Origin of the sequence: Mesorhizobium sp. M1312, from assembly GCF_040318115.1 — a bacterium.
Taxonomy (GTDB): Bacteria; Pseudomonadota; Alphaproteobacteria; order Rhizobiales; family Rhizobiaceae; genus Mesorhizobium.
The window spans coordinates 119248-140499 of record NZ_JAMYLQ010000011.1; the positions used below are offsets into that span (position 1 = coordinate 119248).

At 62.7% G+C, this 21252-nt stretch carries 18 protein-coding genes; 4 read left to right on the plus strand and 14 right to left on the minus strand.

Annotated features, from left to right (window positions below; translation table 11 throughout):
- Window positions 1-50 precede the first annotated feature (50 nt).
- Window positions 51-293: a type II toxin-antitoxin system CcdA family antitoxin gene (locus tag NKH36_RS15410; RefSeq protein WP_258121622.1), complete on the plus strand. Its 243-nt coding sequence runs from the start codon at window positions 51-53 to the stop codon at window positions 291-293.
- Window positions 293-592: a CcdB family protein gene (locus NKH36_RS15415; RefSeq protein WP_352963066.1), complete on the plus strand. Its 300-nt coding sequence runs from the start codon at window positions 293-295 to the stop codon at window positions 590-592. Before NKH36_RS15410 ends, NKH36_RS15415 begins: the two co-directional genes overlap by 1 nt.
- Before the next feature lie 23 nt (window positions 593-615).
- Here the strand turns inward: NKH36_RS15415 and NKH36_RS15420 are convergent, their stop codons facing one another.
- Window positions 616-2250: a hypothetical protein gene (locus tag NKH36_RS15420; RefSeq protein WP_352963068.1), complete on the minus strand. Its 1635-nt coding sequence runs from the start codon at window positions 2248-2250 to the stop codon at window positions 616-618.
- Window positions 2251-2324: 74 nt separating this feature from the next.
- Window positions 2325-3623, minus strand: a complete 1299-nt coding sequence (locus tag NKH36_RS15425) for an adenylosuccinate synthase (RefSeq protein ID WP_352963070.1) — start codon at window positions 3621-3623, stop codon at window positions 2325-2327.
- 217 nt (window positions 3624-3840) lie between these two features.
- Between NKH36_RS15425 and NKH36_RS15430 the strand changes: the two genes are divergently transcribed.
- Complete coding sequence (locus NKH36_RS15430; RefSeq protein WP_352963072.1) at window positions 3841-4731, plus strand: DMT family transporter; 891 nt, start codon at window positions 3841-3843, stop codon at window positions 4729-4731.
- Between the two features lie 112 nt (window positions 4732-4843).
- Here the strand turns inward: NKH36_RS15430 and serA are convergent, their stop codons facing one another.
- The 5 genes from serA to glmM form a co-directional block, all read right to left on the minus strand.
- Entirely contained in the window at window positions 4844-6445 is a 1602-nt protein-coding gene (gene serA / locus NKH36_RS15435) for a phosphoglycerate dehydrogenase (protein ID WP_352963074.1), read from the minus strand.
- A 68-nt stretch (window positions 6446-6513) separates the two neighbouring features.
- Window positions 6514-7689 carry a phosphoserine transaminase gene (locus NKH36_RS15440; RefSeq protein ID WP_352963077.1) on the minus strand — a complete coding sequence of 392 codons (1176 nt, stop codon included), beginning with the start codon at window positions 7687-7689 and terminating at the stop codon, window positions 6514-6516.
- 202 nt (window positions 7690-7891) lie between these two features.
- On the minus strand, window positions 7892-8641 hold the full coding sequence (locus tag NKH36_RS15445) for an outer membrane protein (protein WP_352963080.1): 750 nt from the start codon (window positions 8639-8641) through the stop codon (window positions 7892-7894).
- Between the two features lie 189 nt (window positions 8642-8830).
- Window positions 8831-9661 carry an outer membrane protein gene (locus NKH36_RS15450; RefSeq protein WP_352963083.1) on the minus strand — a complete coding sequence of 277 codons (831 nt, stop codon included), beginning with the start codon at window positions 9659-9661 and terminating at the stop codon, window positions 8831-8833.
- Between the two features lie 226 nt (window positions 9662-9887).
- Entirely contained in the window at window positions 9888-11240 is a 1353-nt protein-coding gene (glmM, locus tag NKH36_RS15455; RefSeq protein ID WP_127314515.1) for a phosphoglucosamine mutase, read from the minus strand.
- 514 nt (window positions 11241-11754) lie between these two features.
- Here glmM and NKH36_RS15460 point away from each other — a divergent pair.
- The gene (locus NKH36_RS15460; protein WP_352963086.1) at window positions 11755-12414 is read left to right on the plus strand and encodes a hypothetical protein; all 660 of its coding nucleotides are present in this window, start codon (window positions 11755-11757) and stop codon (window positions 12412-12414) included.
- Window positions 12415-12701: 287 nt separating this feature from the next.
- On the opposite strand, the gene ftsH is transcribed toward NKH36_RS15460, so the two are convergent.
- From ftsH to tolR, 7 genes are all read right to left on the minus strand, one after another.
- Window positions 12702-14630: an ATP-dependent zinc metalloprotease FtsH gene (gene ftsH / locus NKH36_RS15465; protein WP_065011263.1), complete on the minus strand. Its 1929-nt coding sequence runs from the start codon at window positions 14628-14630 to the stop codon at window positions 12702-12704.
- 123 nt (window positions 14631-14753) lie between these two features.
- A complete protein-coding gene (gene tilS / locus NKH36_RS15470; protein WP_352963089.1) occupies window positions 14754-16130 on the minus strand; it encodes a tRNA lysidine(34) synthetase TilS in 1377 nt (458 codons plus the stop codon).
- 55 nt (window positions 16131-16185) lie between these two features.
- Window positions 16186-17295, minus strand: a complete 1110-nt coding sequence (ybgF, locus tag NKH36_RS15475; RefSeq protein WP_352963092.1) for a tol-pal system protein YbgF — start codon at window positions 17293-17295, stop codon at window positions 16186-16188.
- A gap of 203 nt (window positions 17296-17498) precedes the next feature.
- Window positions 17499-18005 (minus strand): peptidoglycan-associated lipoprotein Pal, encoded by a 507-nt coding sequence (pal, locus tag NKH36_RS15480; RefSeq protein WP_352963095.1) that lies wholly within the window; start codon window positions 18003-18005, stop codon window positions 17499-17501.
- Window positions 18006-18274: 269 nt separating this feature from the next.
- Window positions 18275-19558, minus strand: coding sequence for a Tol-Pal system beta propeller repeat protein TolB (tolB, locus tag NKH36_RS15485; protein ID WP_240992820.1), 1284 nt, complete (start codon window positions 19556-19558; stop codon window positions 18275-18277).
- Window positions 19559-19625: 67 nt separating this feature from the next.
- Window positions 19626-20783, minus strand: a complete 1158-nt coding sequence (gene tolA / locus NKH36_RS15490) for a cell envelope integrity protein TolA (RefSeq protein WP_352963098.1) — start codon at window positions 20781-20783, stop codon at window positions 19626-19628.
- 7 nt (window positions 20784-20790) lie between these two features.
- Window positions 20791-21249: a protein TolR gene (tolR, locus tag NKH36_RS15495; protein WP_352954833.1), complete on the minus strand. Its 459-nt coding sequence runs from the start codon at window positions 21247-21249 to the stop codon at window positions 20791-20793.
- Between the last annotated feature and the right edge of the window lie 3 nt (window positions 21250-21252).

Genomic DNA, 21252 nt, shown 5'->3' on the forward strand with positions numbered 1-21252 from the left:
GCTTCAATACGAAAATGCGCATACATTATGCGCATGCTGCGGAGGTTATCATGCGAAAGATAGCTATGAATGCGGTTCGTCAGCCGGCTAATCTGTCGATCGACTCAAAGCTCATGAAGGAAGCCAAAGGGCTCGATGTGAATGTCTCGCGCGCCGCCGAAGCCGGCATTGCGGAGGCAGTGGCCGCCGAAAAGACACGGCTGTGGAAGCTTGAGAACCGCGCAACGATAGATGCGTGGAACGAATATGTCGAAAAGCACGGCATTCCACTGGCAGAACATCGGCAATTCTGATGGCGCGGTATGACGCCTTCGCAGCTAGCATTGAAGGCGGCTATCTCCTCGACGTCCAGGCCGATCTGCTCGACCATTTCAAGACCCGGGTGGTCGTCCCGCTTCTGCCGGTCGCGACGGCGCCATCGCCAATGCGAAAGCTTCATCCCATTTTCGAGATCAATGGGCGGAAATTGGTCATGGCTACCCATTTGATCGCCACGGTTGCAGCGACTGAACTGGGCGAAAGCCGGCTGAATCTGACGAGGCATCACGATGAGATCGTTGCAGCGCTCGACATGCTGTTCCAAGGTTTCTGAACCGTTGGGGAGTTAGGCCGGCCTCAGCCCGCCGTCTTTGTTTGCCAGGCCTTCAGCGCCTCATCGAACACCTTCTCGCCGGGAATGCCCTTTTCCATGGTGAGCAGCGCCCGCCGTCCGGTCTTGTAGACGACCGGCACGTCGATCCAGTTCTGGCCCCGGAGCAGGGTCAGATTGGCGTCTTCGTCCGCCTTGGTGTCGTTGAGAGCGACCAGGAAGAAGCCGTCGGCGATCTTGGCCGGGATGCCGATCAGCGGGCTGCCGGCATCCTGTTCAGAGCCCTTCATGGCGACGCGCAGGATATTGTCAACGCCGCCGCCGTCGAAACCATCGGGCGTCAGGAAAATCATCTCGATGATGTGGCTGGCCGGCAGTGTCTGGTCGGTGTTGCGGCGGATGGTCATGCGCAGCTGCACGTCCTTGCCCGGAATGCTCGCTTCGGCGCGGATTGCCGGCTCGGGCGGCAGATTGCCGCCGGGCGATTCCTGCACTAGCGACCAGACGATGCTGCCGGGCTCGGCCGAGCCTTGGGCGGTGCTGGTACGCTCCTCGTAAAAGATTGCCTTTTGGCCTACCGCCAGCGCGGTTTCCGCAGGCGCGGCTGTCGGCGCGGCCGGCGCAGCACCCGGGGCCGGCGCTGCCGGGGCGGCTGCGCTATCGGTCGGCGCCGCCGGCGCCGGCGTTGCTTCATCGGCAGGCGGTGTTGTGGGGGCAGCGCCCGGCATGGCGGGCGCAGTCGTGGCTGGCGTTTCGCCGGCCGGCGCTGCAGGAGCGGCCGGCGGCGGCGTGGTCAGTGCTGCGACGGATTCGCCCTCTCCGATACCGCTTTGTCCTGAAGCGGGGCCGGGATCGACCTCACCGCCCTCCGGCGTCAGCCGCTGGGTGAACTTTGTGCCCTCGGCGTCTGTTGGAGCCGCTGCGGCCGGGGGCCTTGCCGCGGTATCGGTAGGCGGCTCGGCCGGGGTCGGCTTCACCAACGGTTCTATGGTTGCAACCGTCGTGCTGTTGAGACCCAGCATGTTGCTGAACGCGTCCTTGTTCAGCCAGACGCCGTAGCCGCCGCCGGCGACGACGAGCAAAGCGACGACAGCGGCGATCAGCCCGCCATAGCTGCGCCTGCGCTCGGCAGGACGCAGACGCTGAAAGGTCTCCGGCGCCGGCCCCTCGTCGCTGGGAAAGACATCGTCTCTAAAGGTATCGCTCTTCTCGTCCGCCGCCGGAAAATCCGCGTCCGAAGGCACCGCATCGGTGCGCTCTGGAGGAGGTTTTTGCCAATTCGGCGCGGCTTTGGCAGCAGGCGCCGGCTGCCATGTCGGCTCGGTCTTTGCCGGTTGCCATGCCGGCTCGGCCTTTGCCGGCTGCCGGACATGGCTGGGTTGGTTCTTGTTGCGGTCGATCGAGGAGAAGATGTCCTCTAGCTCCGACAGCGGATCGGATGCCGGCGCAGGCTTGGCATACTCCCGCTCGACGCTGGCGATGGCGTCCTCCAGGGTGCGCTTATGCTGGGCAACGACCGAAGGCGCCAGCGGCGGTATGTTCTTGGCCAGCTTGTCCGCGATGGTCGAGCGAGCCTTGTCATAGACTCTCGCGCGTATCTCCGGCGTCGGGTTGTCGAGTTTATCGAGCGTCTTTTTCAGAGCACCAACAAAATCTGCCATGCTTCAGTTGACCTGCATTTCGTTTCTGGGCCGGCCCCCGCAAATCGGCCGCGATGCCCGGAACGGCTGAGAATCTAGTCTTGAAACGGATCGGTCACAAGTATTGTGTCGTCCCGTTCAGGGCTGGTGGAAAGGAGTGCGACCGGCGCGCCGATCAGCTCCTCGATGTGGCGGACATATTTGACTGCCTGGGCCGGCAGATCGTTCCAGCTTCTGGCTCCGGCGGTGGTGCCTTTCCAGCCCTCCAGTGTCTCGTAGACCGGTTCGACGCGCGCCTGCGCACCCTGGCTGGCCGGCAAATAGTCGATCGCTTCGCCATCGAGGCGATAGCCGGTGCAGACCTTGATCTCGTCGAGCCCGTCGAGCACGTCTAGCTTGGTCAACGCAATGCCTTTGATGCCGTTGACAGCGACGGCCTGGCGAACCAGCACGGCATCGAACCAGCCGCAGCGGCGCTTGCGTCCGGTGACGACGCCGAATTCGTGGCCGCGCGTGCCCAGGAACTCGCCGATCTCGTTCCTCTGTTCGGTCGGGAACGGACCTTCGCCGACACGCGTCGTATAGGCCTTGGTGATGCCAAGCACATAGCCGATCGCACCCGGGCCGACGCCGGATCCGGCGGCCGCCTGACCGGCGACCGTGTTGGACGAGGTGACGAACGGATAGGTGCCGTGGTCAATGTCGAGCAGGGTGCCTTGCGCGCCCTCGAACAGGATACGTTCGCCGGCGCGGCGCGCGTCGTCGAGGATCTTCCAGACACGGTCCATATACGGCAGGATCTCGTCGGCGACCGAAATCAGCTCACTCATGATTGCGTCATGCGTGACTTCGCCGTGGCCGAGCCCACGGCGCAGCGCATTGTGGTGCGTCAGCAGCCTGTCGACCTTCAAGGGCAGCGTTTCCAAATCCGCCAAATCCATCACCCTGACCGCGCGCCGCCCCACCTTATCCTCATAGGCGGGGCCGATGCCGCGACGGGTCGTGCCGATCTTCGTTCCGGAATTGAAGGCGGCGTCTTCGCGGAATCCGTCCAGCTCCCGGTGCAAGGACAGGATAAGCGCGGTGTTTTCGGCTATTTTCAGGCGCTCCGGCGTCACCTCGACGCCTTGCGCCTTCAATTTCTCCACTTCCGCAACGAAGGCATGCGGATCGAAGACGACGCCATTGCCGATGATGGACAGCTTGCCCTGCCGCACCACGCCGGACGGCAGCAGTGACAGCTTGTAGACCTTGCCGTCGACGACCAGCGTATGGCCGGCATTGTGGCCGCCCTGGAAGCGCACGACGACGTCGGCGCGCTCCGACAGCCAGTCAACGATCTTGCCTTTGCCCTCGTCGCCCCATTGCGAGCCGACGACCACCACATTGGCCATGTTTCTTTTCCCTTGAGGCGCCGCTCGGAGCGGCTTGAAATGGTTCGAAACGACAGGCTTCTATAACCTCAAGACCCGGCGAGCGCGACCATTCTTTGCCGCCGAGAGCGCCCTCAGGCACAACAATTTTCGCCTTTGACATCATTTACTTGGGCGAACCGCCACAATAGGTCGGCAAAAGACCCTTCGCCTGCCCTCCCGGCTGGAAATTTTAGCTATGCATCGAACCGCCTACCTGTTCTTGCTGTTCACCACCTTGCTGTGGGGCGGCAACTCCGTGGCCGGCAAGCTTGCGGTCGATCACATCTCGCCGATGACGCTGGTCTTCCTGCGCTGGGTTCTAGCCGTTCTGATCATGCTGCCGATCGGCTGGCGAACGCTGCGCGAGGACTGGCCGGCGGTGCGCCAGCATTGGTTGCTGCTTGGCGGGCTCGGCGCTTGCGGCTTCACCTTCTTCAACGCGATCTTCTACACGGCGCTCAACTACACGACGGCGATCAACGTCTCGATCGAGCAGGCGGCGATACCGATCGTGATCATCCTCGCCAATTTCGTGCTGTTTCGCCTGCGTGTGAACCGGGTGCAGATCGCCGGCGTCGTGCTGACGATTATCGGTGTCGCCCTGACCGCCAGCCACGGCGATCTGCGCCAGCTTCTCAAGCTGGATCTCAACTTCGGCGACGCCATCATGCTGATCGCGGTGCTTTGCTACAGCTTCTACTCGGTCGGGCTGCGGCTGAAGCCGGCCATACGCTGGCAAAGCCTGATGCTGGCGCTGTCGATTGCCGCACTTGTCACCTCGCTGCCCTTCTTCCTGTGGGAAGTGGCCGCCGGCAAGGTCATCGTCCCCGATGCGCGCGGCTGGGCGATAGCGTTCTACACCGCGATCGGCGCCTCAGTCGTCTCGCAGATCTTCTACATCAGGGGCAACGAGCTGATCGGCGCCAACCGGGCCGGCCTGTTCATCAACCTGGTGCCGATCTTCGGCACGCTGCTGTCGGTGCTGATCGTCGGTGAGACATTCCAGCTCTATCAGGGACTGGCCCTCGTGCTGGTGCTCGGCGGCATCAGCCTCGCCGAATACAGCGGAAGGAAGATGGCGATTTAGCCGGCAAATGTTCGGAATCGGATCCAGGATAGTGCAATCCAGAGCCTGTCGCAGCCATTATTATCGAAACGCCCCGGGTGCTTGTAGAGCACGCGGGGCGCGCGGGCATGATTCAGGCGCCGCCCACATCGAAATGCAGCCGCTTGGCGGAGTCGATCGACTTGTGCGCTCGCACCTGTTCCAGCACGTTTTCCGGAAACGGCGCATCGAGATAGAGCAACGCGATGGCATCGCCGCCAGGCCGGTTGCGGCCGAGCTGGAAGTTGGCGATGTTGACGCCGTTTTCGCCGCAGACCGTGCCGAGCAGGCCGATGATGCCGGGCGCATCGGCATTCGTCGTGTAGAGCATATGCTGGCCGACCTCGGCGTCCAGGTTGATGCCCTTGATCTGAATGAAGCGCGGCTTACCGTCCGAGAAGCAGGTGCCGGCGATCGAACGCGTCCTATGCTCGGTCTTGACCGTTAGTTTGATATAGCCGTCGAACACGCCCGATTTGTCGCGCTTGACCTCGGCGACGATGATGCCGCGCTCCTTAACCATGATCGGCGCCGACACCATGTTGACATCGGAGACCTGCGGCCGAATCAGCCCGGCAAGGGTGGCGCTGATCAGGGCGCGCGTGTTCATCGTCGCGGTCGAGCCGTCGAACAGGATCTCGACCTCTTTGATCGGGTCCTCGGTGACTTGGCCGACAAAGGCGCCGAGCACTTCGGCCAGCTTGACGAAAGGTTTTAGGCGCGGCGCCTCCTCGGCGGTGATCGACGGCATGTTGATGGCGTTGGAAACGGCGCCCTTGATCAGATAATCGGCCATCTGCTCGGCGACCTGCAGGGCGACATTCTCCTGCGCCTCCATCGTCGACGCACCGAGATGCGGCGTCGCCACCACATGCTCCATGCCGAACAGCTCACTTTTCTCCGCCGGTTCGACCTCGAACACGTCGATGCCAGCGCCCGCCACCTTGCCGCTTTTCAACGCCGCGATCAGGTCGGCCTCGACGATCAGCCCGCCACGGGCGCAGTTGATGATGCGCACGCCGGTCTTCAGTTTGGCGATCGCCGCGGCGTCGATGATGTTGCGCGTCTTGTCGGTCAGGGGGGTGTGCAGGGTGATGAAATCGGCGCGGGCGAACAGCTCGTCCAGTTCGACCTTCTCGACGCCGAGTTCCTCGGCACGGCTGTCCGACAGGAACGGGTCGAAGGCGATGACATGCATCTTCAGGCCGACGCCGCGCGTGGCGACGATCGAGCCGATATTGCCGCAGCCGATGATGCCCAGCGTCTTGCCGGTGATCTCGGTGCCCATGAAGCGGTTCTTTTCCCACTTGCCGGCATGGGTCGAGGCATTGGCTTCCGGTATCTGGCGGGCCAGCGCGAAGATCATGGCGACGGCATGCTCGGCGGTGGTGATCGAATTGCCGAACGGCGTGTTCATGACGATGATGCCCTTGCGGCTCGCCGCCGGGATGTCGACATTGTCGACGCCGATGCCGGCGCGGCCGACGACCTTTAATTTGGTAGCGGCGTTGATCAGCTTCTCGGTGACTTTGGTCGCCGAGCGGATGGCGAGGCCGTCATACTGGCCGATCACTTCGAGCAGCTTTTCCTTGTCCTTGCCGAGATCGGGCAGGTAGTCGACGTCGATGCCGCGATCCCTGAATATCTGCACGGCAGTGGTGGAGAGTTTGTCTGAGACGAGAACGCGGGGCGCCATGGCGGCCTCCTTCAAATGGGGATTTGATCCGTTTGGGAATGGGCGGCCCGAGGGCCGCCATCGGAAACTCAAGCGGCCGCCTTGAGCGACGCCTTCTGCATGGCAAAGGCCCAGTCGAGCCACGGCAGCAGCGCTTCTAGGTCGGAGGTCTCGACCGTCGCCCCGCACCAGATGCGCAGGCCAGGCGGCGCATCGCGATAGGCGCCGATATCGTGGGCGACGCCTTCCTTGTCGAGCGTCGAGGCTATGCCCTTGGCGAACGCCGCTTGTCCGTCGGCATCGAGCGCGGCAACATCCGGGTCAGTGAAGGAAAGACAGACGGATGTGTTCGACCGCGTCGCCGGGTCGGTGGCCAGATGGCCGAGCCATGCGGATTTATCGACGAAACCGTCGAGAACGGCGGCATTGGCGTCGGCGCGGGCGATCAGCGCATCGAGCCCGCCGATCGACTTCGCCCAACGCAGCGCGTCGAGATAATCCTCGACGCACAGCATCGACGGCGTGTTGATGGTTTCGCCCTTGAAGATCCCTTCGATGAGCTTGCCGCCCGAGGTGAGGCGAAAGATTTTCGGCAGCGGCCAGGCAGGCTTGTAGCTTTCCAGCCGCTGGACGGCGCGCGGGCTGAGGATCAGCATGCCATGCGCACCTTCGCCGCCCAGCACCTTCTGCCAGGAAAAGGTGACGACATCGAGCTTCTGGAAATCGAGCTTTTGCGCAAAGGCGGCCGAGGTCGCATCACAGATGGTCAGGCCCTTGCGGCTGGCCGGAATGAAATCACCGTTCGGCACACGCACGCCTGATGTCGTGCCGTTCCAGGTGAAGACCACATCGCGCTCGAAGTCGATTTTTGTCAGATCCGGCAGCGCGCCGTAACCGGCTTCGATCCTGCGCACGCCGGCAAGCTTCAGCTGCTTGACCACGTCGGTGACCCAGCCGGAACCGAAACTCTCCCAGGCGACCATGTCGACGCCGCGTTCGCCAAGCAGCGACCACAGCGCCATCTCGACCGCGCCGGTGTCCGACGCCGGCACGATGCCTATGCGGTAATCTGCGGGAATCTGGAGGATCTCTCGCGTCAACTCGATCGCTTGTTCGAGCTTGGTCTTGCCGATCTTGGCGCGGTGCGATCGTCCGAGCGCGGCATTGGTCAGCGCCTCGACCGACCAGCCGGGACGTTTTGCACAGGGACCTGAGGAAAAATTGGGATTTGCCGGACGGAGTCCGGGCTTCGTATGCGTCGTCATCGTGGTCTATCCTTCCAGATAGTGGCCCCTCGTTGGGGAGGGGTGGCCCACGGACGGCGATATTCGTTCAGGCGTCAAGCGTCAAGGGGAAAGTTTTTGTCGCTGGCAGGACACTGGTCACCCGTGATGAGAATGTCATGGCCTCGAAACACGAACGGCGGACCCGAAGACCCGCCGTCCTTGATTGCGGCGTGCGCAGCACCTACCAGAGGTCGTAACGCAACCCGAGCTTGACTTGATGATTGCTGATCCCTTTGTCGATCGGATAGGAAGTCAGGCTCTCGGCAGTCGCATATTCGGCGTCGGGCGCGGAAAAATACTGATAGCCCAGATCTACGGAAACATTCTTGGACACTTGATAGGCAAGGCCTGCATTCAGCGTGTAAGCGAAGGAATACTGGGTCTTGTCGTCCTGCAGAACAAAATCGTCGGTAGGGTCATTGTTGTCGGTGAAATAGCTCGCCGAAAGCTTGCGATTGCTCTGGACGACACCGATACCCGCGCCGAGATAGGGCGTGATCCCGACATAGGTGCCAAGATCGACATAGCCATTGAGCATGCCCGAGAAGGCGTAGTTCTTCAGGGACGCTGACGCCACGGTCGTTCCGTCATCATAGCCGACGCCGATCTTATTGCCGGGCAGATAGCCGAAATTGAGATCGGCACGCAGATAGTCGTTGAAATGGTAGCCGAAGCCGATGCTGGCAAAGATCGGATCTTCATTGTCGCTGAAGCTCGCCGGTGTGAAGGCGAAATCCTCATCTTCGAAGCTCTTTTCCGGTAAATAGGCGACATCGCCGCGCAGATACCATCCCGAGCCGACCTCGACCGGCACATAATCCGGCGCCTGGTCGACATAGATCGGTGGGTCGTAGTCGGCGCCAAGCGTTTGAGACAGCGGCATCAGGGCGATTGCTGCAAGCGTCAGCGCTATGCGCGATTTGACTGTCATGATCCCTGGCTCCCGAAGGTGGCGCCATTCGCGATCGCGAGCGCCGTTTCAGGAGGCATTGTTAACCATAGTGGTTAAGTGGCGGTTAAGGATAACAGCGCGTTAGCGAATTGATTTTGATACGCTTTCCTGACTCACACGAAAACCGCCCGGCTTTTGCCGGGCGTCCGCAAACTGCTCTCGAAGCGATTACTTGGTGTAAACCGGTTCGGGTTCGTAGGCGATCGGCTCCGGCTGGGCGCAGTCCGAGTTGCCGAACTGATAGCGCAGGCCGCCGCGCACTTCGTGCACATTGATGCCTTTGTCATGGCCCGGACCGACCCCGCTGGCGAAGTCGAACATCTTACCGCCTTCTATGTGGCTGTAGCGGTAGCCGACATCGAGCTTGACACGATCGGTCAGGCAGTAGGATGCGCCCGCCATGGCGGCATAAGCAAAACGCCAGCCCTTGCCGCCGCTATGCTCAAACGAACCGTCCTCAGTGACGTTATGCAGCGTATCCCACTTGACCCAGGCACCGCCGATGCCGGCGCCGACATAGGGGGTGATGCCGTGCCATGTGCCGATATCGACATAGGCGTTGGCGAGAAGCAGCAGTGCCGTATAAGACGAGGTGTCGGTCGAAGTGCAGGGATCGCCATCGAGGCAGATGCCGCTGGTCGAGCCGCGGAAATCGGATTTGCTCATCCAGTCCGCGGTCAGGTCGGTTCGGAAATGCCGGTTGATCTGGTAACCAACGCCGGCGCCGGCCGAAAAGGCGCCCTCCAGCTTGCCGCTGTCAAAGCGGCCGGTGCCTGGATCCGGCCCGTAGGTGATGTAGTCGGCGCCGCGGAACTTCGACCAGTGGTAGTCGATGTCGCCGCGAATGTACCAGCCGGCATATTCGACCGGCTGCTCGTAGACGGGCGGCGGCGGGGCCGGCTCGACCACGGGCGGCTCGACGAAGTCGGCGGCGAACACTGGTCCGGCCACGCCCGCGAGCAGCGCGGCAAAGAGGGCCATTCTTGCTGTATTGAACATGCTTGTCACCCCTGGGAACCCTTCGGCACACGAACGCGTCCGAATCTGATTGGTTTCAGTTGTGGATAATGAATCGGAAAAGTTAAAAGGCGTTTAACCGTATCGCTTAACCATGAATCTCCAAATCTTTCAGGATTTCGCGTCATTTCCCATGGATTAATTGGAGTGCAACCCAATAAAAAAGCCCGCCGGAAGGCGGGCTTTCAAACTTGCAAAAGCTGCAGGATCAGGCGGCGCTGCGCGTTTCCGAAATGACCTCGACGATGTCGTTGACGACGGCCTCGACCAGTTGCTGATCGTCGCCTTCCGCCATGACGCGGATGAGCGGTTCCGTGCCGGATGGCCGGATGACCAGGCGCCCGGCCTTGCCTAGGCGGTGGCGTCCATCTTCGATCGCCGCCTTGACCAAGGCTTCCTCGAGCGGCTTGCCGCCGGAAATATGAACGTTCTTCAGCAGCTGCGGCACCGGCGCAAACTTCTTCGACAGTTCGCTGACCGGCCGGTTCTGCCGCTTGATGCAGGCGAGCACCTGGAGCGCCGAGACGAGGCCGTCGCCGGTGGTGGAAAAATCGGACAGCACGATGTGGCCCGACTGTTCGCCGCCGACATTCAGGCCGTGCGCACGCATGTGCTCGACGACATAGCGGTCGCCGACCTTGGTGCGGTGCAACTGCAGGTTCATGTCGCCGAGGAAGCGTTCGAGACCGAGATTGGACATCACCGTCGAGACGACGCCGCCGCCGGCCAGCCGCCCGCTCTGGTGCCAGGACTCGGCGATCAGCGCCATGATCTGATCGCCATCGACGATCGCGCCGTTCTCGTCGACGATGACGACGCGGTCGGCATCGCCGTCGAGCGCGATGCCGATATCGGCGCGCACTTCGTGGACCTTCTTCTGCAGGCCGGCCGGATGGGTCGAGCCGCACTCCTTGTTGATGTTGAAGCCGTTGGGGTCGACATTGATGGCGACGACCTCGGCACCGAGTTCCCACAGCGCCTCGGGCGCCACCTTGTAGGCAGCGCCATTGGCGCAGTCGACGACGATGCGCAGGCCCGAAAGCGACATCGACCGCGGCAGCGTGCGCTTGGCGAATTCGATGTAGCGGTCATGGACGCCGTCGACTCGCTTGGCGCGGCCGAGCCCGTCCGAATCGGCGAGCGCCAGGTCGATATCCTTGTCGAGCATCCCCTCGATGCGCTCTTCGATCTCGTCGGAGAGCTTGTAGCCATCTGGGCCGAACAGCTTGATGCCGTTGTCGTAGTAAGGATTGTGCGAGGCCGAGATCATCACGCCGATGTCGGCGCGCAACGAGCGCACCAGCATGGCGACCGCGGGCGTCGGAATCGGGCCGAGCAGGAACACGTCCATGCCGGCGGCGCACAGGCCCGACACCATCGCATTCTCGATCATGTAGCCGGAAAGCCTGGTGTCCTTGCCGAGCACGACGCGGTGGCGATGGTTGCCGCGCTGGAACGAAAGGCCGGCGGCCATGCCGACCCTCATGGCGACCTCCGCCGTCATTGGAAACCTGTTGGCGCGCCCGCGAATGCCGTCCGTACCGAAATAACTTCCTGCCATGCTAGCCAGCTTCCCGATGGTTCTTTTCCGGCACGTCATGCCACAAATCGGCCCGAGCCCTATCATCACAATGCATGATTATAGGTCACCAATCCTTAGAAAATTGTTGTTTTGTGTGTTTTGTGTCACGCTGGTGTGTTGATCTTCAAGTTTCCTGCCCTGGTTGCGGCAGCAGTGTTCAGAATTTTCAGCTCAAATTGCGCTGGCTTCTTGGTGTGACTGCGGCTTTGGTTCCCGGAGTTCGCGTGTCGTGTTTCCCTGGACCGATGCATTCAGGTCCGCCGCACCGGCCGGACCGGTCATGTGAGGCAGTTCCTGACTGTGGTTCGCTCTATACGCGTTTTCCGTGCAATGCGCTCGGGAAAATCTAGTGGCGGACAGGACCTGGCTACGATTTTATCGAAAATAATGCACTTTTGGACGGATTTTATGCCATCTACCCTCTGGCGCAACCAGCCGTTGAGTGCTATTGCTCGCTTGGTACATATCGTGAACACCTGAGGGAGAAGACGCAATGCTCATCCATCGACTTGCCACTTTGACGGGTCTTGCCGTCGTGACTTTATTCCTGGCGGCGCCCGCCAATGCGCTGACCATGGCAGAATGCAGCACCAAGTATAACGCGGCAAAGGACGCCGGAACACTTGGCGGGCAGAACTGGAACCAGTTCCGCAAGGCAGAATGTGGTACCGACGCCGCCGACGCCACGCCAGCCGCGACGGACAGCACCAGCGCTGCCAGCGACGATGCGGCCGCCGCTGCGACGACCAAGGCAGCGGCAACTGCCAAGGCAGGCAGCGGCCTCAGCAGGGCGGAGTGCGGCGCCAAATATCGGGCGGCCAAGACCGCCAACACGCTGAACGGCATGAAATGGAACGACTTCCGCATAAGCCAGTGCGGTGCCAGTGCTTTCGACGACGACACCAAGCCGGCAGCCGATCAGGCAAGCCTCACCAGCCAGCCGGAAAAGCCGACCGTCACCGCTCCCCAGGGAGTGACGTTTCCGAAGACGATCTCCACCAAATACAGCAGCGAAACCCCGTCCAAGGCCCGTATGCATACCTGCCGCGACGAGTACCACGCCAACAAGGAGGCCGATACGCTGGGTGGCCTCAAGTGGATCCAGAAGGGCGGCGGCTTCTACAGCCTTTGCAATGCCGCGCTGAAGAGCTGATCGGCAGTAACACCTGAAGACAGGAAGGGCCCGCGAACCGCAAGGTTCGCGGGCATTTTGTTGCCGGCGATAGATTGCGCCTGCAGTGCTGAAGGTTTGTAAAAGCGGAAGCGACGGCCTCATCACGGCCTCCGCAAACCTTCAACGTGTATGTCCCATGTGGAGAAGTCCCCGGCACTGGGTGAAGTGATGGAGGTTTTCAGGCCGCGACCGACTGTTGGCAGCCCCTCCAAATGAAAACGCCGCGTCTAACCCGCGGCGTTTTCGAATCAACTCCTGTGCCGGACCTAGCTTGACGGCTGAGGCTCCATGCCGCCTTCGGGCTCCGGACCCTTCTTGCGGCGGCTGCCGGACTTCGGCACGGCCGAGCCACGGCTTGGTGGCGTGTCGTCGCCGAGATCGCGGGCGGGCTTGTGGCCGGCGATCAGCTGCTTGATCTCCTCGCCGGACAGCGTCTCATACTCCAAAAGCCCCTGCGCCAGCGCGATCCATTCCTTCTTCTTCTTGGTCAGGATGGATTTCGCCGTCGAATAGGCCTCGTCGATCAGCCGGCGCACTTCGGCGTCGATGATCTGCGCCGTCTCTTCCGAGACGTTCTGCGTGCGCGCCACCGAATGGCCGAGGAAGACCTCTTCCTGGTTATCGCCATAGGCAACGTGGCCGAGCTTGTCGGAAAAGCCCCAGCGCGTGACCATGGCGCGCGCCAGCTTGGTCGCCTGCTCGATGTCCGAGGAGGCGCCCGAGGTGATGTTCTCCTTGCCGAACTTGAATTCCTCGGCGACGCGGCCACCCATCATGATGGCGAGGCGCGAGATCATGTATTTGTAGCTCATCGAATAGCGGTCGCCTTCCGGCAACTGCATGACCATGCCAAGCGCCCGGCCGCGCGGGATGATGGTCGCCTTGTGCAGCGGATCGGCCGACGGCACGTTCAGCGCCAGGATGGCGTGGCCAGCCTCGTGATAGGCGGTGAGTTCCTTCTCGGCCTGGGTCATGGCCGACGAGCGGCGCTCGGCGCCCATCATGATCTTGTCCTTGGCGTCCTCGAACTCGGCCATGGTGACAAGGCGCTTGTTTCGCCGCGCCGCCATCAGGGCGGATTCGTTGACGAGGTTCATCAGGTCGGCGCCGGAAAAGCCCGGCGTGCCGCGTGCGATCACCTTGAGGTCGACATTGGGCGCCAGCGGCACGTTGCGCACATGCACCTTCAGGATCTTCTCGCGGCCGACGATGTCCGGGTTCGGCACCACCACCTGGCGGTCGAACCGGCCGGGCCTGAGCAGCGCCGGATCGAGCACGTCAGGCCGGTTGGTGGCGGCGATCAGGATGATGCTTTCGTTGGATTCGAAGCCGTCCATTTCGACCAGCAACTGGTTCAGCGTCTGCTCGCGCTCGTCATTGCCGCCGCCGAGGCCGGCGCCGCGATGGCGGCCGACCGCGTCGATTTCGTCGATGAAGATGATGCAGGGCGCATTCTTCTTGGCCTGGTCGAACATGTCGCGGACGCGGCTGGCGCCAACGCCGACGAACATCTCGACAAAGTCCGAGCCGGAAATGGTGAAGAACGGGACATTGGCCTCACCGGCGACCGAACGGGCAAGCAGCGTTTTGCCGGTCCCGGGAGGGCCGACAAGCAGCACGCCGCGCGGGATCTTGCCGCCAAGCCGCTGGAACTTCTGCGGATCACGCAGGAATTCGACGATCTCCTCCAGATCTTGCTTGGCTTCGTCGACGCCGGCGACGTCCTGGAAGGTGACGCGGCCATGCGCTTCGGTCAAAAGCTTGGCCTTCGACTTGCCGAAGCCCATGGCGCGGCCGGAGCCGGACTGCATCTGACGCATGAAGAATATCCAGACGCCAAGGATGAGGATCATCGGCAGCCAGGAAATGAGATAGCCGAACAGCGAGTTGGAACCGTCGGATTCCGGGCGCGCGTTGATGGTGACGTTCTTGTCCTGGAGTCTCGAAACCAGCGACGGATCACCCGGCGAATAGGTCTGGAAGCCGGTAGAGGTGTCGGTGTAGGTGCCCGAGATGCGGGCACCCGCTATGGTCACCGTCTTGACCCGGCCGGCCGCGACATCCTGCAGGAACTGCGAATAGGGGACATCGCTCGCTGCTCCGCGCGTCTGCGGCGTCTGGAACAGATTAAAGAGAGCGATGAGCAGGACCGCTATGATCGCCCAGAGCGCGAGATTGCGATAATTCGGATTCATCAATTGTCCCGTTGGTGTCCGCTAGCGGACACGCGTCGTGAGAGGAAACTTGGGTCTAACATAGGGATGGCGCCATCCCTTGCCAAGCAGAACAGCATGTCGCGGTTAAGCTTTCGCCCACGATCAACCGGCAGTGTGGCCGCTAAAAGGCGTGGCAGGAAGAAGCGGCGCGCCGATCAGCGCGGCGACAGTCCCGGCCGGCGCCAGGTCGAAGGACGGCAGGAAGCGGGCGAAGGGCGCGACGACCGGGCATACCGCTATTCCCGGCAAGACTGGGCTGTCCTGTGCCGAACCAAGGCATTCGCCAAGAAGTTCGCTTGCGCGCCACAGCACCGGCTCGGCCGCCAGAGCCGCGCGGACAAGGCTTGGCGGCGTGTCGTCTTCGGCAATTGCCTGTTTTGCCGCACGAGCCGCGCCGAGCGGCGCAATCAAAAATGCACCTGGCTCGTCGCCCAATGTGATCCTCCGGCGGCCGTCCCAGAGGGTATCGTCCACGGCGGGAGCAGCGGGCGGCAGATTGCGGGTTTCGCGACGCAGGAAGATGCCGGCACGCCGTGCGTCGACCACCGTCCGCGACAATGTGGCGCAAAATGGCGGGGAACTCAGCCGGTTGAGCAGCGCCTCGCTGCGAGCCTGGTCGGGCAGAAAGGCAACGCCGCCGACAGTCGCCAGCAGGATGCGCAGCGCGTAGACGGCCGCCGGCTCGTCGCCGGCCATCGCAAAGCCCGGATCGAGCCGGATAAGGCCGGCGGCGGGCCTGCTAGCAAAGCCACGGGTCAGCGCGGCGGCGCGATGGCCAAGCTGTTCGCGCTCCACCGCAGCCCGCGCGGCCAGCGCGATCGCGTCTTCCACGCGCTGGGCACCATTGCCGTCGGCAAGCGCTGCGCGGATACGCGGTCTCTCGAAAACCTCGTCTTCATTGGTCGGGTCTTCGGCCCAGCCGACGTTCGCGCGCCGCAGGACTTCGCGCAGCGCAACACGCCGTGTGCCGAGAAGCGGCCGTACGATCCAGATCCGCCAGTCGTAAAGGGTCGCAGGCGCCATGCCGGCAAGGCCTCGACCTGCCTCTCGCGGCCCCTCTTGGCGTGCTTGCCGCATCAGCACGGTCTCGGCCTGGTCGTCGGCAGTGTGGCCGGTCAGGATCAGGCCGATACCTTCCGTCTGCGCTGCCTCGGCCAGCAGCCGGTAGCGCGCCTCTCGCGCGGCAGCCGGCAGGCCGGTTGACGGCTTGCGCCCGGACCAGACCAGGATGCGGTGGGCAATGCCGCGCGCGGCGCAAAGCCTGGCCACGGCTTGCGCTTCCGCTGCCGAGCCCGGACGCAGACCGTGATCGATCGTCACAGCCAGCAATTTCGTTGCGGGCGCGGTACGGTCGAGGTGATCTTTGAGGAGAAGGAGAAGGGCGGTCGAGTCGCTGCCGCCGGACACGGCCGCAACAGCGCCGTTGGTAAAGTCGATCTGCGAAAAAACCGAAGGGTCAGGCTCGGTTTCGAGCGTCAATGCATGTCGCCCAAAAGTAGGCCCGGTTTTGGGGCAACGACATGCAAGAGAAAAACTAACACGCCGCGAGCGCCCTTTCCTGCTTGACGCGTTCCTTGAGCGTGCCCGAAACGTTGGGATAGCGCTTGCCGATCTCGCCGAAAGTGGCGCAGGCCACGTCGCGCTGATTCAATCCGACCAGCGACACACCGAGCTTCAGCAGCATGTCGGGAGCCTTCTTGGCCTTCGGATAGTCCTTGCTGGCGGCGAGGAAAGTCTCGGCCGCGTCGCGGTATTTCTGCTGGCCGAGCAGCGACTCACCCAGCCAGTAATGCGCGTCCGCCGCCTTGGCGTCCTTGGGGAAGCGAGCGATGTGGTCGCGAAAACCCTGTTCGGCAGTGCTGTAGTCGCCCGATAGGATGAACTGGTAGGAATTGCGATAAAGCTCCTCCGGGTCGTCGGTGGCGGGCAGCGCCGCGACCACCGTATCGTCGGACTTGCCGGCCTGCGTGCCAGCGGCTTGGTCACCGGCGGCTTGGTCGCTGGTGGCAGGGGCCGTATTCTGCGCCGGTGCATGTGCCTGGGTGTTGCCATCGGCGTCGATCACATTGCCGTTCTTGTCGACGGTGATGGTGCCGAACGTCTTCGGCGGCGTGCCCGGGATTACTGTGCCGGGTTCGCCCGTTGGCGATTCGACGATGACCTCCCCGCTCTCGCCGCCGGCTGGCGGTGTGCCCGCATCGGCCGGCGCGTGCGTCGCCGGAGCCGAGGCGACGCTGCTGTCGGTGTTGGTGGTGGCGTCCGACTTCTTCTGCTCGGCCGGTTGCTGTGCACCTTGCGAACCGCCTTCCAGCTGCTGGAAACGGAACTCGTTGTCCTCCTGCTGCTTGCGGATCTGCTCCTGCATCTGCAGCACCTGGAAGTTGAGCTCCTCGATCTTGCCATTCATCTGGCGGAGCTGTTCCTCCAGCGCCGTAGTGCCGGTGCCATCCTGGGCGAATTGAACCTGATCCGGTTTCTTTTTTTCACCGAAGATGCCCGGCTTTTCACCGAAAATGCCAAGGGTCGGCAGGCGGAAGGAAAAACCGCTTTTTTCTGCAGGTTGCTCGTTGCCGCTTGCCGGGGCGGCGACGCTTGATACGAGCAGCAGCGCAAGCGTGCCGCTCAAGACCGATCTGAAATGCATGTGCCTCTCGCCGTGAAATTGTTTGCCTGTTGCATGCCATCCGATCGGAGTGGGACCGTCAGGCGCCTCGGCTCTTAGCAGGACGGCAGGACTTCGGCCAAATTTTGTTTCAAGTCTCATATCCGGGCCCCGGACATGAAAAAGGCGGCCGCGGCCGCCTTTCGCACATATGTGTTGCATTTCTGCCGATCAGGAGTTGCCGATCAAGAACCGGCGCCGCCGAGCGTGGTGACGGCGCGGCGGTTCTGCGACCAGCAGGAGATGTCGTCGCAAACCGCGACCGGACGCTCCTTGCCGTAGGAAATGGTCTTAAGGCGCTGGGCGGAAACACCCCTGGCGACGAGGAAGTCGCGGGTGGCGGCGGCACGGCGGGCGCCGAGCGCCAGGTTGTATTCGCGCGTGCCGCGCTCGTCGGCATGGCCCTCGATGACGATGGCATACTGCCGATACTGGTTCAGCCACTGCGCCTGGCGCGAAAGCGTCGTCTGCGCGTCGGCGCGAATCGAGGACGAATCCGTGTCGAAGAAGATGCGGTCGCCGATGTTGACGGTGAAGTCCTGGGCCGATCCGGGCGTTGCCGCCCCGGCGCCGCTGAGACCGAGATCGGCGGCGCTGTTCGGGGTCTTCTTCGAGGCGCAACCGGCGATGGCGAGCAACGCCACCAGCGCGATGATCACCGGGTTTCTGGTAAGTGCTGCGATACGGCCCATGCCGCCTCTCCTTCGCAATTCGAGTGATTTCGTTGATCGTCCAGTAACCACGTTTGGGTTAACCGGCGTTCAAGAAACACGGTTAAAATTTGGTTTCGGCTGCCGTCCGCAGCCGTTTTGCCAGAGGCCACCAGAGGGGCAACAATGTGCGCGAACCCTAGGCGGAAATACGGCTAAAACGCGACCAAGCCGTGGAAAGGAGCGAATTGAAGAGTTGAGGAATCCCGTCGTCTCTATCTCTTCAATTCTTCAATTTTTCATTTCCTCGCTTACTCGAGCAGCGGCGACCAGGCCGGGTCCGACGCAAAATTCGCAGTCGGGATCGACTGTTCGTTGCGGCCGGTGAGATCGACCGAAACGAGTTTCGGCCCGCCGGCTGAATCGCGGAAGAACATCAGCACCCGGCCGTTGGGGGCCCAGGTCGGCCCCTCCTGCTGGAAGCCGGTGGAAAGGATGCGCTCGCCCGAACCGTCGACGCGCATGACGCCGATCTGGAATTCGCCGGCAGTCTGCTTGGTGAAGGCGATGAGATCGCCGCGCGGCGACCATACCGGCGTTGAATAGACGCCGTCGCCGAAGGAGATGCGGGTCTGGCCCGAACCGTCGGCGCCCATCACATAGATCTGCGCACGGCCGCCGCGGTCGGAGGTGAACACCACCTTGCTGCCATCCGGCGAATAGGACGGCGAGGTGTCGATCGCCGTCGAATTGGTGAGCCTGGTCGTCGAGCGGCTTCTCAGGTCCATGGCGAAGATGTTGGAATTGCCGTCGTCGCGCAGCAGGCTCATGATCACCTTCTGGCCGTCGGGCGAAAACCGCGGTGCAAAGGTCATACCGGGAAAGTCGCCGACCAGTTCGCGCTGTCCGGTTTCGATCTGCAGCAGATAGACCTTCGGCTGGCCGCTTTCATAGGACATGTAGGTGATTTCCTGCCGGTTTGGCGAGAAACGCGGGGTCAGCACGATCGACCTGCCATCCGACAGATAGCGGACGTTAGCGCCGTCCTGGTCCATGATGGCGAGGCGCTTCTTGCGCGCGTTCTTTGCGCCCGATTCGTCGATGAAGACAACGCGCGTGTCGAAATAGCCCTTCTCGCCGGTCAGCCGTTCATAGATCGCGTCGGCGATGATATGGGCGACGCGCCTTGTATTGGCGTCGTTGGCGAAGAACTGCTCGCCGGACATCTGCTGGCCGGCAAAGGTGTCCCACAGCCTGTACTGGGCGCGGACGCGGCCATCGGCCTCCTTGCTGACGCTGCCGGTGACCAGGGCCTGGGCGTTGATCACCTTCCAGTCCTCGAAGCGGGGCGTGGCATCCGGATTGGAGATCTTTTCGATGAAGGCGCTCTTGTCGATCGGCGCGAACAGGCCGGAGCGTTTCAGGTCGGCGCTGACGATGCCGGAAATCTCCGCGCCCAACGCATCGCCGCCCTGGAAATCGGTGATGGCGATCGGCAGTGGCTCGACATTGCCTTTGTTGACGTTGAGCTCAACGAGCGCCCGCGCCGGTAAGGTGGCGGCGGCAGTCATGCCCAGCGCCATCGCTACGATCATCAGGAGCGGCTTGAGGATGGATTTCATGTCTTCTCGCTTCTCTTCAATGATTCTACGGGCGCCAGACCTATAGGCCCAGCATCTCCCTCGGATCGAACGTGACCCGCACGTCGGCCCAGATGTCTTGTTTGCCCGCGGGAACCTGCAGGCCGGCCACATCGCATTTCTGAACCGCGCGCACGGCACTTTCGTCGAACGGGCGGTTTCCGCTCGACTGTTCGACGGATGGCCGTCCGTCCAGCTTGCCGGAGGCGTCCAGGTTGAACCGAACTACGACGACGAAATTCTCGGAACCCTCGAGCCCCACCGGCAGGGTCCAGCAACCGCCAAGCTGAGCCTCCAACGCCCCCTGCTCCGACCTTGAAAGCTTCTGGCCCTGATCCTTGTCCCCGCCGAGCGATGCCTGCTGGGTCGAACGCTTGGCGCCGCCGCCGGATGGCTTCCGCTTGTCGAGCAACGCGGAAATCTCGTCGGCGTTGAACTGCTTGTCTTCCGACTTCGGCTTGGACGAGGCCTCCTTGACCGGCTTGTCGGCGTCCTTGCGCTCCGGCGTCTTGGCGCTTTCGGCCTGGGCCGGCTGCGGCTTCGGCCGCGCCTGCGGAGCCGGCGCAGAGTCCGGAAGCTGCGTCTCCTCGGTTGGCGGTTCCTTGGCAATCGCTTCGGCGACGGCGTCCGGCTTGACCTCAGGCTGCGGGTCGATGGCGGCGGTCTTGTCCTGCGGCGGCGTCGGCGCCGGTTCCTTGGCCGGTGTCGGCTTAGGCTCCGCCTGCTTGACAGGCTCGGGCTTCACTTCTTCCTTCGGCTGCGGGACCGGTGCGACCTCTGTCGCCGGAACAGGCTTCGGCTGCTCCTTCGGCTTCGGCACGTCCTCGGGCTTCGGCTTCTCGACCGGGGTTGGCGCGGGCGGCGGCGCCTCTGTCAGATCGACCGGCTTGGGTTTGGGCTCCGGCGTCGGCGGCTTGTCGGTGTCGACGCTGTTCTCGCCGACCGTCTGCGCGTCGGCCACGATGTCCGGACGCTGGGTCGGCAATGGCGCCGGCTTTTCACTCACCGCAGCTTTCTTGTCGCCTTTTTGTATTTGCGCGATCGCTTCCATCGGCACGATTTCGACCGCCACGGATTCGACATCCGCGGCAGGCAACGCGGCCGGCGCCGACAGCGTGAACAGGCCGAAGCCGATCACGACCGCATGCAAGATCACCGATGTGGTGAGGCCGGTCCTCATCTTGTGTCTATTGATCCTGTTCCTGCAGTGAAACCAGGCCGATATTCTTGTAGCCGGCAGCCGAGATGCGGGCCATCACCTTCATGGCCGTCCCATAATCCGTCGCCTTGTCACCCCTGATGAAAATACGTTCGTCGTAGCCGGTCTTGGAGATCGCCTGCAGCTTCGCCACCAGTTCCTCGATCGGGATCTCAGTTTCCTGAAGGTAAATCTGGCCGGCCGGGTTAATGGAGACGGTTATAGGCTGTGTATCGGCGTTCATCGCCTTGGCCTGTGTGTCCGGCAGGTCGATCGGCACGCCGACCGTCAGCAATGGCGCCGCGACCATGAAGATGATCAACAGCACCAGCATCACGTCGACCATCGGCGTGACGTTGATTTCCGATATCATCGCGTGATGGCGGCCGCGCCGCCTGTGGCCGCGACCACCGCGTCCTCCGCCACCCGCGCCTACAGACATTCCCATGAT